Genomic DNA, 15,962 nt, shown 5'->3' with positions numbered 1-15,962 from the left:
TCCCCGGCCCGGCCCGGCCCGGATGGCAGGGGACCGCCTCGGAGGGCCGACAGCCATCCCGAGGTCGGGCTGCTGCGGGTCGATACCCTGAGCGGATGGCAGAACCTGGGCAGCGTCGCATGGATCGGCGGACTGCGCGTACCACCGCAGCCATTCTCGATGCCGCAGAAAAACTGTTCACCGAGGGCAACTACCACGCCGTCAGCATGGATGCCATTGCCGCCGAGGCCGATATCGCGGTCGGGTCGATCTACCACCACTACGGAAACAAGGAGCGCCTCTACCTGGCGCTGGTCGAACGCGCGTTGACGGTGAACGAGCAGGTGATGGCCCAGGCGTACGGGCACGGGCGCACTCCTGTCGAGGAACTGCTCGCCGCCAGCGACGCCTACTGCCGCTTCCACCTGGAAAACCCCGGATACTTCCGCATGATCGCACTGCGGGTGCTCGATGTTCCCCCCGGCGACATCGCCAGCGAGGTCGAAGCACGCATCGCCGACAAGGTCGAAACCTTGGTCGGTGATATCGCCGACGCTCTGGCGCGCGCCGCCGCGACAGGAGCCATCGTCTGCCCCGACCCACAGCGCACCGCGATCTTCCTCTGGGGCTCCTGGAACGGTGTCCTCGCCTTGCACATGCGGCCGGATCGACTGGCCCTGGACACCGACGAGCTGGATCGAGTGCTGGCGATCGGACGCGAGATCCTCCTGCGCGGCCTCACCACATAATTCTTGTAGTGTCGTTCAGTTTTGTAGTAACGTTCAAGAATGGTTCGTGTAGCAGCGGTTCAACTGACGGCAGTGCCGACCGACGTCGACGCCAACCTGGCCGCCTGCGAACGGCTGGCGACGGCCGCGGTCGGTGACGGCGCCGAAATCGTCGCGCTGCCGGAGTTCTTCACCACCGGCATCGGGTTCGACGACCGGTTGCCGGCTGCGGCGCTACCACCGGATGGTGCGGCCACCCAGCTGCTGTGTGAGCTCGCTGCCCAGCACGACATCCTCATCGGCGGATCGTTTCTGTGTCGCGACCGCGACGGTCACGTCCGCAACGCCTACCTGCTCGCCGGACCCGACGGCATCCTCGGCCGCCACGACAAGGATCTGCCGACCATGTGGGAGAACAGCTTCTACATCGGCGGCACCGACGATGGCGTGCTCACCGCCCCCGGATATCGCATCGGGGTCGCGCTGTGCTGGGAATTGATGCGCACACAGACCGTGCACCGACTGCGTGGCCGGGTGGATGTGGTGCTCGCCGGCTCGGGCTGGTGGTCGATTCCCGCCTGGCGGCCCGCGCGGCTGTTCCGATTGATGGAAGCGCGCAACGAGGCAACGGCGCGGACTGCCGCCATCAGCTTCGCACGCTATGTCGGAGCACCGGTCGTACACGCCGCGCACGCGGGCCCACTCGACTGCCCCACCCCTTGGTTCCCGCTGCGCTACCGCGGCCATTTCGAGGGCTGCACGGCCATCACCAGTGCCGACGGTCAGGTCATCGCGCGACGGCACCACAGCGAGGGAGAAGGATACGTGATCGGCGACATCGTTCCCGGCGCGCAACCACCGCACCAGCAGCCGCCGAACCGCTTCTGGCTCCATCGCCGCGGGACACTTCCCGCATTGGCATGGACCTACCAACGCACCCACGGCCAGCGCTGGTATGCACGCCATGGCGGCAGCCGATGAACACTCTCGCCCGGATCGGGCTGATAGAACTGGCATTCGGAGCGATGCTGGGATGGATCGTGGTCATCCAGCTGGCCGGGGCCGATCTGGCACGACGGCTCGGAATCATCGCGCCGCGCCGACTGCTCCAGGCACATATCGACTTCATCATGATGGGCTTGATACTCGTCGCGATCGGCCTCGCCGCTCCCGAACTACCCACCTGGACAGCGGCGATCGTCGTCTTCGGAACCTGGCTCAATCCAGCCCTATTCCTTCCACTCGCCTGGCGCGAAGACCTCACCCGCACCCTCGGCTACCAAGCGACCAGCATGATCGCCTTCCTCGCAACGAGCGGCGGCCTGACAGCGGTTGCCGTCATCGGCTGACCCCTGCAACTACCGCTGCCCCATGTCCAGCCGGGAAGGCGCACTGACATCAATCGGCTCGAGTAGGACAGTACGCCAGATTCGTCAACGGTGATCTGTTCCAGGCTCCCGACGGTCAGATCCATGAAGTAGCCGGGCGCATCGGGCAAAGGTTTGCCCAGCTCGGCGGGAACGACGGCGTGCTGGGCGCGCCACGCAGCAACGAGTACCCCGTGCCCGGTGGTGTCCGGGTCGATTTCGGTCGTCGGTCGTTGGTGTTCAACCAGGAGACCGGTGCTGTCACCACACTCGGACCACCCCACCGGCCGCCCTCGATCATCCGACACCGTCTACCACGTCCTCGACGACTGCATCAGCAGAAGTCCCACCTGCACCGGACCTGCAGATGCTGCACCGGCACCGTCCCCAGCGCCTTCTGGCTCGGTCGAAATTGCCCCCAGCCCAGGTGCAGCGACCGGACAGTGAGGTGGTTCGCGCGTCGCGAGCTGTCAACTCCGGCCGATCCCTGACCCACTAGCCCGTAGCCGTAGCGGATGAGCGGGCGGGCAAGTGCGGACATGGGTTCGTCGCGCCCGGACCCTGGTGGCGGCTTGAAGAAATCAGCCGACTTCGCCGCTGCCTGAGGGTTGGGGTCGCCAGCCGGTGACGATGAGCGCTTCAGTGGGGTGATACCGGTCACCCCCGGCTGGGTGCTGATAAGCCGCGGGGTCGGCGTGGCGGTGGACTTGATCGTGAGGGCGTCCGTCATATGGGCAGTACGACCGCGGTGACGAATTCATTGCGCAGCCAGCCGATGAAAACTGCCCACGCGCCGCTGACCAAGGCTGCGCCGACCAGAATCAACATGATCCCACCAGCGATCTGGATGGTCCGGGAGTGTCGGCGCAACCATCCGACACCTCGCAGAGCTTTCGCGGAGCCGAAACCGAGAAGGACAAACGGTGATCCGAGTCCGACACAGTAGGCGATGATCAGCACCACGCCACGTGCGGCGGTTGTGCCTTCGGTTCCGGCCGCGACCGAGAGCACACCCGCCAGTGTCGGTCCCAGACACGGCGTCCATCCCAACCCGAACACACCCCCGAGCAAGGGGGCGCCGGCGAGCGAGGAGACCCGCAACGGGGCGAAGCGTGTGTCCTTCTGCAGCGCCGGGATGAGCCCGACGAACGCCAGCCCCATCACGATCGTGACCACCCCACCGACACGCTGAAGCAGATCCTCGTTGAGCCGCAACGCTCCGATGACGCCGAACACCGACGCAGTAGCAAGGACGAAGACGACGGTGAACCCAGCGACGAACAACGCCGCCGCGCCGGCGACCCGCCATCGGTCCCCGGCCGAACCTCGCTCACCGGCACCCGCGTGTGATGTGCTGGCCCCGGAAACACCAGCGAGGTAGGACAAGTATCCGGGCACCAGCGGCACCACACACGGCGAGGCGAAGGAGACCAGACCGGCGAGCATGCAGGCGGCGAGCGCGAGCAGCAATGGCCCGGTCGCGGCGGCGGTCTGAAAACTTGTACCGATCCCCTGGGCCAGTGTTGTCACCGTTCTACCGCCACGCGTTCGATCACGGGTTGCAGATCCTCGGCCGAAAGGGCACGCAGGAACACCGCCGCCACCCGGTGCTGGCGATCCAGGATCAGGGTGGAGGGGATGACGCGGGTAGGATAGCTGCCGCCGAGCGCAATCAGGGTGCGCATCGAGGGGTCGTAGATCGACGGATAGCCGACTTTGTAGGAGATGACGAAATCCTGTGCTTTGTCCCGCTGGGGATCGCGGACGTTGATGCCCAGAAACTGCACGCCCGAGTCCTTGGTGGACGCATACACGCGTCCGAGGTCGTCGGCTTCCGCGCGGCATGGACCACACCATTGACCCCAGAGGTTGATCACCACCACCTGCCCGGCGTAGTCGGACACCGACACCGTCTTGTCCTCGGCCATGAAATCGGGGCCGGCCAGCACCCCGATCTTGCCGCGGCTCGCCGGCGGGTCGTAGAAGATGTCGGTCTGCCCACCTGGTGACACGAAATCGAACGTGCCACCACCGGTGGCGACCGAATCGGAGCCGGAAGCGCAGCCGCTCACACCGATCGTGGGTCTGATCCCCGGCTGCTGGATCACCGGGTCACCTCACTGATCGCGGCCCGAATCTGGGCGGGGTCGTCGAACACGGCCGGAGTGGTGATCCGCTCGACCGAACCATCCGGTTGGACAAGAAAACTCAGCGGCAACACCGGAGGCGCGGCCAGCGCTCTGCCCACGTCACCGGTTGTGACGAACGAGGCGTAGCCTGCGCCCAGGCCTGTCATCAGCTCCAGCGCGGCAACGGGGTCGTCTTGCACGTTGATTCCCACGACGCGGACCGAACCGGATTGCTTCGCATATTCGTCGAGCACGGGAATCTCTGCCCGGCACGGCCCGCACCAGGAGGCCCAAAGATTGATCAGCGTCACCTCTCCGCTCAGCGCGGCACCCAAGTCCACCATGTCGGGCGAGCCGAGGCACCGCGCTGAGATTCCGCGCAAGCTGGCGACGGTGGACCCCGACACAGCCGGTGCCGGGCAAGGCCGCGGCTGTGCCAGGCCCGCGCGACCCACCTCGGGAGCAGTTGCGGCGGAGCCTGCGGCCGCGGTCGCCGACGCACCCGTTCGCGCGAACCGAGTCTCCGACGACGAGGTCGACCGCGGCCAAATTGCCACGATCAACGCGACAATCACGACCAGGGAGAAGACGAGCCAGCGAGCCTTGGGCTGCATGCGCGATCCCTTCTCCATCATCACCCTCTATCTACTACATATCGTAGTACATGCCAGTTTCGCGTTCACAGCAGCGTGCTCCAGTAGTTCCAGAAGCGGATACCGATCAAGGCAACAATGGCGAGTGCCCAGATTGTGAGCGCCACACCGTGGTATCCCGCCGCGACATCGGCTAGCCGGCGAACCACCACCGGTGCAGGCAGAACACCCGCTACGACGTTTCGCAGGGTTACGTAGCCGAAGACCGGTGTGGTCACTGCCCAGACCACCATGCAGTAGGGGCACAGGGCCCCGATGCTGTACAGGGTGTGGTAGGTCAACCAGTGCACGAACACCACGCCGAAGGTGACACCGGCTTGCAGTCCCAACCAGAACCAGCGATGAAACCGTGCACCGGCCAGCAGCCCGGCGCCCACGGCGGTGACGACCGCGAAACCGGCGATCCCCAGCAAGGGGTTCGGGAAGCCGAACGCCGTGGCCTGCGGTCTGTCCATGACCGACCCGCAGGAGATGATGGGGTTCAGGCTGCAGCTAGGCACATAGGTAGGGTTTCGCAGACGTGCCATCTTCTCCGCGGTGAGCACGCTCGCTGCCGCCGTGCCGAGGAGACCGCCGATCAGCAGCAGCCACGGCAACAACTGCGGGAACGGCTCCTGATGAGCCCCACTCGCCGGCGCCCCCGTGGCAACCTCGGCTTTATCCGGCGAGTGCGGCATCGATGGCCTTCGTGAAGTCTTCAGCGGAGCGTGGTTGGAGCTTGACACCGTTGAGGAAGAACGTGGGCGTTCCCTGCACCCCGAGGGTTCGGCCGTCGGCGACGTCGTTGTTGATCCGTTGCAGGGTGGCAGGATCGTTGTAGGCGTTGTCCCATTGCGTCATGTTCAAGCCCAGCTCGCGTGCGGAAGCCACGGAAGACGTCGTCCTTCGCGACGTGCTGCTCGGCCCAGTCGGGCTGGGTTTCATACATCTTCTGATACATCGCCTCGAACGCGCCCTGTCCGGCGGCGGCCTCCACTGCCCGTGCCGCGCGTTCGGCGTTGAAGTGTGACGGGATCGGGAAGTAGCGCGCGACGAAGGTCACTCGCCTGCTGTAGGTTTCGCGCAGTTGCTCCACGAAAGGAAACACCGCCCCGCAGGCCTCGCATTCGAAGTCGAGAAACTCCACCAACGTGACCTTGCCGTCACCGGCAGGGCCGACCCAATGGCTGTTGTCGCGCACGAGCATGCTCCGCGTGTCGGCCTCGGCGACGGGCTGGTCCTTGTTGTCATCGGAGCCGGAGTTGATCGCGACGAGTACGGCGGCTACCACGAGGAAGACGGCAACGATTGCCGCCGAGATCATCAAGTTCTTCGTACGGTGAGGAGCGGGCCTTCCCTGGCGCGCCACGTTCGGGAGCTGGTCGCTGCCGGTATTGTCCTGCCGCTGTGGCATGTCTTGTCCTTTTTCCGTTGCGAGTCGGGCAGGTCGCGGTGATACGCAGCGTCCGGGCACCGTAAGGCGCGCACAATTGCTGACAGCGTTACCCGCCGACCATGTGAATGACCACGATGGGCAGTTGCATGAGCCGGATGCCGCTCGGCCGCGTATCGGCGGCTACCAGGTCGATGGTGCAGCGTGCCGAGATTGGTCTCGGCAGTGCACGCGCGGCTCGAGAACTGCCGGGTGCTTCTATGTGCGCAGCACGCAGAGCATCGCGAGGCTGGGCGCGTGGCAGCGTCGCTGGGCAGGCGGCGGATGCGGCCCGCCTCGAGTCGATTCGACGGTGCCGGTGCCGGGGCCGGGACGCCACGTCACCGCGAGCAAGGCACTCAGGAGCAGAACAACGCACAGACCGAGCACCCAGTCCGGAGCCTGCGGGGCAAGTGGGTTCACGGCAGGAACACCGGCGGCATCCTCGAGGTCTCCGAGTACTTCCGACGCCGCCATTCCCATGTCGGCGACAGCAGTCGCGCCCTAACCGGCGGTCGAGCACACGGCGTCGTGGCCGACGAACACCTCATCCGCGGCGAAGTCTGCATCATCGCCAGCCCCACCAGAGCTGCGAGCACGGCGGTCAACCGAGCGAGTCCCACTCGCACAGCTTTCCTACGACGCCTGCCCTGCACGTCGCCAGGGTAGTAGATGGGCCGAGATCGCTCTGGGTCGACCGTGGACCGAGGCGATGAGAGGGCCCGAAGCAGGTGCTGGGGTAGCCGGAAGCCCGACATCCGGCACTGACCGGGTGACAGACAGCCCCCACGGCGCATCGGACGTTTTCCCTATCTGGCTGTGCCTGTGGGACCGGGCGTCTGGATGAAACGCAGGATTTCGGTGTTGAACGCGTCGGGGCGTTCGAGCATGAGCATGTGGCCGGTTCCTTCGAGCACCACTGCCTGGACAGGGCCGACGCTGTCGAGGAACGCGCGCAGATCACTCAGCGGTGAAATCGGGTCATGGTCGGCGCCGACAACCAGAGTCGGCACATCCGCCTCGACGAGCCAGTCGGCAAGCGGCAGCGCGCCGACAGCTCGCGCGGTGGGTAACACGCCAGGTGCACCGACACCGTCGACAAGCAATTCGACGCTGTCACCGGGCAGGTCCGCGGGTCGGCGAAGGTAGGGCCACAGCATCATTTGCCGCAGAACAGGACTGGCGATGATCAGCCGGCGCAGCCAGGCCGGCGCAGGTATCCCCGCCGTCAGCACCTCGAAGTAGGTCGAGACGACAGTGGCCAGGCGGTGGCGCAGGTTCCATCCCATGTTTCGCATGCCGAGGGCATCGGCGAAGCCCTGCACGGTTCCGGCGACAAGGACGATGCCCTGGACGAGGTGACGGTGGCGCAGGGCGAATCGCACCGCGAGCGGTCCCCCCAGCGAATGACCCAGGACAATGACCTCGCCGAGGTCCAAACGCTGAACCACCGACGCGACCACATCGGTTAGCCGGTCCACCGAATAGCGCCCACGCAGCCGAGGTGAGCACCCGAACCCCGGCAGGTCGACCGCGATGACCCGGCCGTGCCGTGCGAGGGCGGGGATGTTCTCCGACCAATGTTGCCAGCGCCCCCCGAGTCCGTGCACCAGCACGAAGGTCCGTTCGCTTCGGCCTTCGTCGGCGCGGTAGTCGAGGTAGTGCAGGGGAGTGCCGTCGATGTCGATGTCGCGTTCGTGCTCGGTCCAGTTGATGTCTCGCCAGGCCGAGGCGGCTGGCCGGCCATAGTCGCGCTCATAGTCGACGGTGGTCCAGGTGGGTGTGTGGGTCATTCGACTTCTCCATGGCCGGGCTGGGCGAGCAGGCTGGTTGCGAGCAGTGTCCGGGCCTGAACGAGCACGGCGTCGAAGCCGGCGTCGTCGAGGCCCATGTGGTCGGGCAGCAGGTGACAGGCGATGACGCCGTCCCACGCAGCCCACAAGAACGTGGCAGTCGCCTCGACCGGAACCGGGCGAAAGACACCGGTCTCGATCGCCTCGGTCAAAGCGCCGGACATGCGGGCGATTTCGGATTTGATTCGTTCGGCGACACGCTGCGCCCCCGCTTCCAGCCCGGCGGCGCCGGTGGCATCCGCAGGCGGAAACCGGAAGATCCGGAACAGCCCCGGATGGTCGCGGTAGAAGCGCAGGTATCCCTCGGACAATCCGATCAAACGGCTGAGTGGATCGGTGCCCGATCGCCAACCTTCGTCGCAGTACTGCGCGTCGAGTTCGAGCGCTGTGTCGACCAGGGCGCTGTAGAGACCAGCTTTGTCGCCGAAGTGCGAATAGATCGAACGGACCGAGACATCAGCGACGTCGGCCACCTGCTCCAACGTTGCGGCCTGGTACCCGTGGGCGAGAAAAAGCTGTTCGGCGGCGGTGAGGATCCCCGCCCGGGTGCGCGCCTTGCGGCGGTCCTGGCGAGTGGCTTCCGTGGATTGAGGGCTGGACATGTACCCCACAATAGCTATAGTGCAGGTGGCATGCAATTCTGCATATCAACTGCAATTTACTAGTTAGGAGTTTCCCCGTGGCACCTCTGGTCGTTTTCGGAGTGGTCGAACTCGCGGTCGCAGCCTTGACCGGCTGGCTCATGGTGGCCACCGTCACCATTCCCGACACCCTGCGAGCCCATGGCGTCACCCACCTCGGGCGCATCCGGCAGGCCCACCTGGACCTGCTGTTCATGGGCGTGATCCTGACGGCCGTCGGCGCCGCCGTGCCGGATGTTCCCACCTGGATCGCGGTCCTGCTCGTAGTCGGGGCATACGGGCAACCGGTGACGTTCCTGCCTTTGGCGTTTCGTGCCTCGATTCAGCGCGCAACCGCCTTTCGCGCGCTCGAAGGGCTGCTGTTCGTCGGCACCAGCGTCGGCTGGGTCGCACTCGCAGTGCTGGTGCTGGCGCGGTAGCCGTTCAGTTCGGGCCACCTCATCGCATGGCAGGCACCTTGGCGGACAAGCAATGCGGCTTACAGCCCGGGTGCCGCACCGAAGTACGGCTACACGCTGGTTACAGCCTCGAATAACACTTCATTCTTTAGGGCCGACGCTGCCCTCTCCATGATCTGGGCTGTGCAGACCGGGGCGGCGGTCAGAGGCCGAAGGCGCCGCCGCTGAGGAGGATGACGATTCCGAGACCGATCAGGACGAGAGGGAACAGAATATGTTCCCACCGTTCCAAGATCTCGGCGATGGCCTTGCGGGTGGTGAGGAACTTCGCGGTGAGCACCAGTACTGCGACCAACAGCAGGAATACGATCGAGTAGGCGATGATCGCTGCCGTTCCCACGGTGGCGAAGACGGGGACGTAGACACCGATGTTGTCGCCTCCATTGGCGAAGGTCACCGCGGCCACCGACCAGACCGCTACCTTTCTGCCCTCGAATCGTTCGTCGTCGCCGTTGTTTCGCCATGCTCTCCAGGCGGCGAGCAGACCGAGCAGCAGAGGGATCAGCCCGAAGTAGGCGATGGCTTCTTCGGGCAGCAGCGCCGTCACTCCCAGCGCGACGAGGACTGACGCGGCGAGGATCGCTCCGAAACCGAGATATTGTCCTGTTGCGATGGCGGCCGTGGTTCCGCGGGTTCCCGCGCCACGGGCGAAAAACAGTGAGAGCACGATGATGTCGTCGATGTTGGTCACCAGGAACAGTCCGATGGCTTGCAGGATCGAGGTAACCATGCCGGCGGATGCCTTTCTCGGGGAGTGCACTGCTGTTCGGCCGAACATGCGCGGTTGAGCCGCGCTCGCAGCGGTCGTTACGGACTGTCTATCTCATTGCCGATCACGCGCCGGTGATGTCGGCGCGGGCGCAGGGGTCTGGTTGGGGAGTTTGGCGGCGATGGCCGCGGCGAGTAGTGCGCTGACGGCGGCGCTGGCGAGGAACACTGCGGACATGGCTTGGCTGTAGGCGTGGGCGCTGGTAGCGGCCAGATCAGCACCAGCTGGGCCGGGAATCCGGGTCGCGGCCAGTTGTGCTCCGGCGATGTTGTCACGCGCCGCGCTGACCAGTGGATCGGGCAGGCCGCTCAGGTGGGGGTCGAGGTCGCGGGTGTAGGTGACGGTGAGCAGGGTGCCCAGGATGGCGACGCTGAACGCGGCACCGACCTGTCGAATGGCCATCAGCAACCCAGCTCCTGCGGCGCTGCGGTGCTCGGGCAGGCTCGCCATGACCGCATCGACCGCCGGCGCCAACGCCAGCCCGGCGCCCAGGCCCACGATCGCCAGGCACACCGCGACGAAGCCGTAGCCGGAGTCGACGGTGATGCGGGAAGCGAGCACGAATCCTGCCGCGGCGATCACCATTCCGGTGACGATCGGGATTTTGGCGCCGAGGCGGGTGACGATCTTGTCGACAGCGGCCGCGGCGACGATGATCGCCAGCACCAGAGGAACCAGACGCAGGCCGGTGCCGAAGGCGTCGTGGCGGCGCAGGATCTGCAGGTATTGCGGCAGCACGAACAGCACGCCGACCAGCGTGAAGGTGCCCGCGGTCGCGGCCAGTGTGGGCCAGGTGAAGGCCGGATTGGTGAACAGTGCCAGATCGACCAGAGGGTCGCGGGTACGCCGTTCCCGCGCCAGGAATCCCGCGATCAGCACAACACCGGCTGCCAGAGCGGCGAGCACGACGGGGTCGGTCCACCCGTACTCGGGAGCTTGGATGATGCCGAATACCACCGCCGCCGTACCGGCGACGGCGGTGAGGATCCCGAGCCGGTCCAGCGGCGGTGCGTGCGGGTCGACTGATTCGGGCAACAGCATCACGCAGGCAACCAGGGCGGCGACACCGACCGGGACGTTGATCAGAAACACCGAGCCCCACCAGAAATGCTGCAACAGCCAGCCACCGACGATCGGCCCCAGCGGCAGGCCGACACCCAACGCGCCGACCCACACCGCGATCGCGCGACGACGCTGGTCGGGGCCGAACAGGGTCGGCAGGATCCCCAGCGACAGCGGGACGATGATCGCGGCGCCGATGCCCATGACCGCGCGGGCGGCGATCAGCGAGCTGGTGGACCCGCTGAAAGCGGCCCAGGCCGAGGCGGCGACGAAGGCGACCAGGCCCACCAGCAGCAGCCGTTTGCGGCCGTAGCGGTCACCGAAGCCGCCGGCGGGCAGCATGAGCGCGGCGAAGACCAGGGTGTAGGCGTTGACGATCCACTGCAACTGGGTGGTGCTCGCGCCCAGGTCTTGGGCCAGGGTGGGCAGGGCGACGTTGAGAACCATCAGGTCCAGCCCGACGGTGAGCAGGGCGACGACCAGCGCCGCCAGCCCTGCCCACCGACGTGATGGGCCCGGTTCAGTCCCGGTTGTCGGTGTGGTGTTCGGGTGAGAGTGGTTCTCGCTCATCGGAGTTTCCGATCAGAGTGGCGATGACGAGGGCGGTCGCGCCGAGCACGATGAAGGTGTCGGCGAGGTTGAAGGTGGGCCACCAGCCGGTGTGCAGGTAGTCGGTGACCACACCGTCGGGGGCCCGGTCGATGACGTTGGCGGCGGCACCGCCCAGGATTGCGGCGAGTGCGACCCGGGTGAGCAGGTTCGCGCGCGGCGCGACCACCCATCCGCCGACCGCGACCGCGGTGGTGATCACGGTGGTGAGGGTGAGCATCACCCAGCTCGGTGCGTCGGCGGCGATCGAGAACGCGGCGCCGGGGTTGAACGCCAACCTCAGGTCCACCGGACCCGCCTCGATCGGGGCCCCGGCCAGCGTGGTCTGCGCCCACGCTTTGAGCGCGAGGTCGATACCGGCCAGCACGGCCGCGGCAGCGACCCACCGCAGTCGCCGCCCCCACCGCGACACGGTGGGAGCAGACGACGCGGTAGCGGTCACGCGGGCGCTCCGGCCAGTACCGGTGCGGGCTTGGCCGCCGAATCGGTCAGCGAGGCCAGGGGTTTGGTGCGTCCGGCGCGGACACCGTTGGCGATGACGACGATCTCGGCGAGTTCGTGCACCAGCACCACCGCCGCCAACCCGAGGACCCCGAACAGCGCGAGCGGGATCAGGATCGTGATCAACCCCAACGACAAACCGACGTTCTGCACCATGATCCGGCGGGCGCGGCGGGCGTGCTCGAGAGCCCGCGGCAGGTGCCGCAGGTCCTCACCCATCAGCGCTACGTCCGCGGTTTCGATGGCGACGTCGGTGCCCATGGCGCCCATCGCGATCCCCAGGTCGGCGGTCGCCAGCGCGGGGGCGTCGTTGACGCCGTCGCCAACCATCGCGGTGAACCGGTCGCTGCGCTGGTCGGCGACGATGCGGGCCTTGTCCTCCGGGCGCAGATCCGCGTGCACGTCCTCGATCCCCGCTTCGGCGGCCAGCGCGGCGGCGGTGCGGGTGTTGTCACCGGTGAGCATCGAGACCCGGATACCCAGCGCGTGCAGCCGGTCGATGACCTCGTGTGCTTCGGGCCGTAGTTCGTCGCGCACAGCGATCGCACCGATCACCTGGCCGTCGAGCTCGATCAGCACGGCGGTTGCACCCGCGTGCTGCATCCGTTCCACATCGGCGGCCAGCAGGCCCGGTTCGATCCAGCCCGGTCGGCCCAGTCGTGCCGGACGCCCGTCGACGCGGCCGGTCAACCCGGCGCCGGTGACCGCCTCGACGTCGGTGGCGGGGGTGACGGTGTCGACGGCGGCGAGGATGGCGCGGGCGAGCGGGTGCTCGCTGCGCGATTCCAGCGCGGCCGCGACCGCCAGCACCCGGTCCCCGTGCACACCGTCGATGGCGGCGATATCGACGACGGCAGGGTTGTTCGCGGTGAGGGTGCCGGTCTTGTCCAGCGCGACCTCGCGCACACGGCCCATTGCCTCGAGTGCGGCACCGCCCTTGACCAGCACGCCCAGCTTGCTCGCCGCCCCGATCGCGGCGACGACGGTGACCGGCACCGAGATCGCCAGCGCGCACGGCGAGGCCGCGACCAGCGCCACCAGCGCCCGTTCGATCCAGGTCACCGGATCCCCGAAGAGCGCCCCGATCACCGCGATGGCGGCGGCGGCGATCATGATGCCGGGCACCAACGGTTTGGCGATCGTGTCGGCCAGGCGTTGGGCGTCGCCCTTGCGGGCCTGCTCGGCCTCCACGATCCGCACGATCCGTGCCAGGGAGTTGTCCTCGGCGGTCGTGGTGACCTCGACGGTCAGCACGCCGGTGCCGTTGATCGACCCCGCGAACACCTCCGCGCCCGGTCCGGCTTCCACCGGTACCGATTCGCCGGTGATCGCCGACACATCCAGCGCGCTACGCCCGTCGATGATCACACCGTCGGTAGCGACGCGCTCACCGGGGCGCACCAGCATCCGGTCCCCGACCCGCAACTCCGCAGGGCTGATCACGGTTTCGGTGCCCTCGCGCAGCACGGTGGCCCGGTCGGGAACCAGGTTCAGCAGGGCGCGCAGCCCGCGGCGGGTGCGCGCGACCGCGTACTCCTCGAGGCCCTCGCTGATGGAGAACAGGAACGCCAGCATCGCGGCCTCGCCGACCTCGCCCAGGATCACCGCACCGATCGCGGCGATCGTCATCAGCGTGCCGACCCCGATCTTGCCCTTGGCCAACCGTTTGAACGTCGACGGGACGAAGGTGTAGGCACCGACCAGCAGTGCGGCAGTCTCCAATCCCAGCTCGACCAGGCGCGGGCCGCCGGTCCAGCCGACGATCAGCGCCGCGACAAGCAGCACCCCGGCGACCGCGGCAGCGCGCAGCTCGCTGACCTCCCACAGCTTTTCCGGTTCCCGCTCCTCCGCCTCACCGTTCTCGCCGGTGGGTTCGTCGTGGCCGCAGCCGCATGCGTCGCTCATGCCCGCACCTCCGCACTCTCCGTCGTGGTGGTGGAGTCGGTGCCGTAGTTGGGGCACAACGCCACCGCGTTACCGGTCGCCGCCAGCAGGGTCTCTGCCGAGGCCAGCAGGTCCATCAACTCCGGGCGGGCCAGGCTGTAGAACACCTGCCGCCCCTGCGGACGCCCCACCACCAGCCCGCAGTCGCGCAGGCACGCCACATGCGCCGACACCGTCGACTGCGCCAACCCCAGCCCGGCCATCAGGTCCGACACCCGCGCTTCCCCGCACGCCAGCCGACGCACGATCGCCAACCGTGTCGCATCCGAGAGGCTGTGGAACAACGCCACCGCCAAATCCAACCCCTGCGTCTCGGCGAGGCAGCCCTCACCATGATTAATCGCCATAAGGCGATGATAGCGGGGGAAGCTATTGATAACGAGGGAGGGTGATATTAATCTAGTTTCAACGATTACATCGTTGTCTGACGATCAATTGTGGTCGGCTACGGAGGGAGAACACGTGAACCAGCAGCAGCAGTCCGCCGTCATCGAGAACTCGCCCCAGCAACCATCGCCACCGGGCTCGCCCGGAGCGCTGTATCGGTGGGGCGTTCTCATGGCCCGGCGCAGACACGCGGTCCTGGCGATCTGGGGACTGCTGCTAGTGGTATGTGCGGTGGCCTACCCGCTGCTCGAGAACCGGCTCGGCGCGATGGATTTCGGTGTCGAGGGCTCGGAGTCCACCGAGGTGGATCGCCTGGTTGCCCAGCACTTCCCGCAGTTCGGTACGGAACAGGCGGTCATCGTGCTGCAATCTGGCGCCCTCACCGCCACCGACGCCGACTTCCGCGCCACGGTGGCTCGCACGATCACCGCCGCCACTGAGGTCCAGGGCGTGGTCGATGTCATCGGCCCCTACGACGGGCTGCCCGGATCCCAGATCTCCGCCGACGGTCACGTCGCGATCGCGCTGGCCGGCATGGACGGCGACATGGCCGAACGCGCGAGAGTCGCGCGCGACCTGCAAGACGCCATTGCCACCACCGGCGACGATTCCATCGACGTGGGGGTCACCGGGTACTCGGCTGTACAGAACGCGGCCACCGAACTGCAGAACGCCGACCTGGCCCGCGCCGAGGCAATCGGCATCCCGGTCGCGCTGGTCCTGCTCGTCCTCGCCCTCGGCGCCCTGGCCGCGGCGGCGGTCCCGATCGCGGTGGCCATCGCCGGGATGCTGACCGCGGTCGGAGTGTTGTTCACCCTCACTACTGTGACCGCGTTCGATTCGCTGACCGTGGCCATGGCGACCATGGTGGGTCTGGGCGTCGGTATCGACTACGCGATGTTCATCGTCAGTCGCTTCCGCGAAGAACTCACCCATCACACCGGGCCAGACCATGCCGCGATCAGCGGCGCCGTCGGTCGCTCCCTCGCCACAGCAGGCAAAACGATTCTGGTCTCGGGGTTGGTGGTGATGATCTCGCTGTGCGCGTTGATCATCATCCAGGCACCGATCTTCCGTGGCATCGCCATCGGCGTCGCCACCGCCGTCACCAGCATGCTCGCCGTCGCCGTCACCCTACTGCCCGCCCTGCTCGCCGCCTTGGGCCCCGCCGTCAACCGCGGCAGTCTCCCGGCCCGCTGGCGCCCTGCCGACAGCGCCACCGACACTTCGGGCGTTCTCGTCGGCCGCTGGGCGCGCTGGGCGTACCTCGTCATGCGCCGACCCGTCCTGTTCGGCACGGCCGCCGTCGCGGTGCTGGTCCTCGCCGCGCTACCGGTCTTCGGGATCCGCTACGGCCTCGACATGGGCACCACCGCCCTCGACGACACCCCAACCGGCCGCGCCAGCACCGCGCTGACCACCAACTTCCCCGCCGGAGCACTCGCACCGGTCGAAATCATCGCCACCGGCC

Annotated in this window: 17 protein-coding genes and 1 pseudogene; 6 read left to right on the top strand and 12 right to left on the bottom strand. The window is 67.1% G+C overall.

Translation table 11 applies throughout. The annotated features are described in order from the left end of the window. Positions 1–95 precede the first annotated feature (95 nt). From HOV91_RS34920 to HOV91_RS41160, 4 genes are all read left to right on the top strand, one after another. Positions 96–728: a TetR/AcrR family transcriptional regulator gene (locus HOV91_RS34920; protein ID WP_043735973.1), complete on the top strand. Its 633-nt coding sequence runs from the start codon at positions 96–98 to the stop codon at positions 726–728. A 39-nt stretch (positions 729–767) separates the two neighbouring features. Next, on the top strand, positions 768–1,688 hold the full coding sequence (locus tag HOV91_RS34915) for a carbon-nitrogen hydrolase family protein (protein ID WP_043735974.1): 921 nt from the start codon (positions 768–770) through the stop codon (positions 1,686–1,688). Then, positions 1,685–2,056 (top strand): hypothetical protein, encoded by a 372-nt coding sequence (locus HOV91_RS34910; RefSeq protein ID WP_043735976.1) that lies wholly within the window; start codon positions 1,685–1,687, stop codon positions 2,054–2,056. Before HOV91_RS34915 ends, HOV91_RS34910 begins: the two co-directional genes overlap by 4 nt. Before the next feature lie 95 nt (positions 2,057–2,151). Beyond that, a complete protein-coding gene (locus HOV91_RS41160) occupies positions 2,152–2,565 on the top strand; it encodes an LGFP repeat-containing protein (protein WP_083887950.1) in 414 nt (137 codons plus the stop codon). 235 nt (positions 2,566–2,800) lie between these two features. Here the strand turns inward: HOV91_RS41160 and HOV91_RS34900 are convergent, their stop codons facing one another. The 7 genes and pseudogenes from HOV91_RS34900 to HOV91_RS34870 form a co-directional block, all read right to left on the bottom strand. After that, a complete protein-coding gene (locus tag HOV91_RS34900; protein WP_043735980.1) occupies positions 2,801–3,604 on the bottom strand; it encodes a cytochrome c biogenesis CcdA family protein in 804 nt (267 codons plus the stop codon). Beyond that, entirely contained in the window at positions 3,601–4,179 is a 579-nt protein-coding gene (locus HOV91_RS34895) for a TlpA disulfide reductase family protein (protein ID WP_043735994.1), read from the bottom strand. The genes HOV91_RS34900 and HOV91_RS34895 overlap by 4 nt, the downstream gene beginning before the upstream one ends. Continuing rightward, positions 4,179–4,817, bottom strand: a complete 639-nt coding sequence (locus HOV91_RS34890; RefSeq protein ID WP_043735995.1) for a TlpA family protein disulfide reductase — start codon at positions 4,815–4,817, stop codon at positions 4,179–4,181. Before HOV91_RS34890 ends, HOV91_RS34895 begins: the two co-directional genes overlap by 1 nt. Before the next feature lie 65 nt (positions 4,818–4,882). After that, a complete protein-coding gene (locus tag HOV91_RS34885) occupies positions 4,883–5,533 on the bottom strand; it encodes a vitamin K epoxide reductase family protein (protein ID WP_043735981.1) in 651 nt (216 codons plus the stop codon). Further along, a pseudogene (locus HOV91_RS34880) lies at positions 5,514–6,159 on the bottom strand (DsbA family protein). The gene HOV91_RS34885 and the pseudogene HOV91_RS34880 overlap by 20 nt, the downstream one beginning before the upstream one ends. A 917-nt stretch (positions 6,160–7,076) precedes the next feature. Continuing rightward, a complete protein-coding gene (locus HOV91_RS34875; protein ID WP_051047206.1) occupies positions 7,077–8,060 on the bottom strand; it encodes an alpha/beta fold hydrolase in 984 nt (327 codons plus the stop codon). Further along, on the bottom strand, positions 8,057–8,722 hold the full coding sequence (locus HOV91_RS34870) for a TetR/AcrR family transcriptional regulator (protein ID WP_043735983.1): 666 nt from the start codon (positions 8,720–8,722) through the stop codon (positions 8,057–8,059). Before HOV91_RS34870 ends, HOV91_RS34875 begins: the two co-directional genes overlap by 4 nt. A gap of 77 nt (positions 8,723–8,799) precedes the next feature. On the opposite strand from HOV91_RS34870, the gene HOV91_RS34865 reads away from it, so the two are divergent. Further along, the gene (locus HOV91_RS34865; RefSeq protein WP_043735985.1) at positions 8,800–9,180 is read left to right on the top strand and encodes a hypothetical protein; all 381 of its coding nucleotides are present in this window, start codon (positions 8,800–8,802) and stop codon (positions 9,178–9,180) included. Positions 9,181–9,361: 181 nt separating this feature from the next. On the opposite strand, the gene HOV91_RS34860 is transcribed toward HOV91_RS34865, so the two are convergent. The 5 genes from HOV91_RS34860 to HOV91_RS34840 form a co-directional block, all read right to left on the bottom strand. Beyond that, entirely contained in the window at positions 9,362–9,949 is a 588-nt protein-coding gene (locus HOV91_RS34860; protein ID WP_043735987.1) for a cadmium resistance transporter, read from the bottom strand. A 93-nt stretch (positions 9,950–10,042) separates the two neighbouring features. Then, the gene (locus HOV91_RS34855) at positions 10,043–11,620 is read right to left on the bottom strand and encodes a DHA2 family efflux MFS transporter permease subunit (protein ID WP_043735989.1); all 1,578 of its coding nucleotides are present in this window, start codon (positions 11,618–11,620) and stop codon (positions 10,043–10,045) included. Continuing rightward, positions 11,571–12,101, bottom strand: coding sequence for a signal peptidase II (gene lspA, locus HOV91_RS34850; protein WP_043735991.1), 531 nt, complete (start codon positions 12,099–12,101; stop codon positions 11,571–11,573). Before lspA ends, HOV91_RS34855 begins: the two co-directional genes overlap by 50 nt. After that, positions 12,098–14,065, bottom strand: a complete 1,968-nt coding sequence (locus HOV91_RS34845; protein WP_043735992.1) for a heavy metal translocating P-type ATPase — start codon at positions 14,063–14,065, stop codon at positions 12,098–12,100. Before HOV91_RS34845 ends, lspA begins: the two co-directional genes overlap by 4 nt. Next, positions 14,062–14,451, bottom strand: a complete 390-nt coding sequence (locus HOV91_RS34840; protein ID WP_043735993.1) for an ArsR/SmtB family transcription factor — start codon at positions 14,449–14,451, stop codon at positions 14,062–14,064. Before HOV91_RS34840 ends, HOV91_RS34845 begins: the two co-directional genes overlap by 4 nt. Positions 14,452–14,566: 115 nt before the next feature. Here HOV91_RS34840 and HOV91_RS34835 point away from each other — a divergent pair. Continuing rightward, positions 14,567–15,962 (top strand): MMPL family transporter (locus HOV91_RS34835; protein ID WP_174189509.1); only part of this gene is annotated, 1,396 nt, incomplete at its 3' end.

Origin of the sequence: Nocardia barduliensis (genome assembly GCF_013315795.1) — a bacterium.
GTDB classification, from domain to species: Bacteria; Actinomycetota; Actinomycetes; order Mycobacteriales; family Mycobacteriaceae; genus Nocardia; species Nocardia barduliensis.
Note: the sequence above shows the minus strand (reverse complement) of the source record. Positions and strands in the feature narration are given on the sequence as shown.

What these genes read in the sequence shown, in the direction of transcription:
- HOV91_RS34910 (WP_043735976.1), top strand. Translation starts at nt 1,685, where the DNA reads ATGAACACTCTCGCCCGGATCGGGCTGATAGAACTGGCATTCGGAGCG.
- HOV91_RS34920 (WP_043735973.1), top strand. Translation starts at nt 96, where the DNA reads ATGGCAGAACCTGGGCAGCGTCGCATGGATCGGCGGACTGCGCGTACC.
- HOV91_RS34840 (WP_043735993.1), bottom strand. Translation starts at nt 14,451, where the DNA reads ATGGCGATTAATCATGGTGAGGGCTGCCTCGCCGAGACGCAGGGGTTG.
- HOV91_RS34915 (WP_043735974.1), top strand. Translation starts at nt 768, where the DNA reads ATGGTTCGTGTAGCAGCGGTTCAACTGACGGCAGTGCCGACCGACGTC.
- HOV91_RS34885 (WP_043735981.1), bottom strand. Translation starts at nt 5,533, where the DNA reads ATGCCGCACTCGCCGGATAAAGCCGAGGTTGCCACGGGGGCGCCGGCG.
- HOV91_RS34860 (WP_043735987.1), bottom strand. Translation starts at nt 9,949, where the DNA reads ATGGTTACCTCGATCCTGCAAGCCATCGGACTGTTCCTGGTGACCAAC.
- HOV91_RS34890 (WP_043735995.1), bottom strand. Translation starts at nt 4,817, where the DNA reads ATGCAGCCCAAGGCTCGCTGGCTCGTCTTCTCCCTGGTCGTGATTGTC.
- HOV91_RS34875 (WP_051047206.1), bottom strand. Translation starts at nt 8,060, where the DNA reads ATGACCCACACACCCACCTGGACCACCGTCGACTATGAGCGCGACTAT.
- HOV91_RS34870 (WP_043735983.1), bottom strand. Translation starts at nt 8,722, where the DNA reads ATGTCCAGCCCTCAATCCACGGAAGCCACTCGCCAGGACCGCCGCAAG.
- HOV91_RS34855 (WP_043735989.1), bottom strand. Translation starts at nt 11,620, where the DNA reads ATGAGCGAGAACCACTCTCACCCGAACACCACACCGACAACCGGGACT.
- HOV91_RS34845 (WP_043735992.1), bottom strand. Translation starts at nt 14,065, where the DNA reads ATGAGCGACGCATGCGGCTGCGGCCACGACGAACCCACCGGCGAGAAC.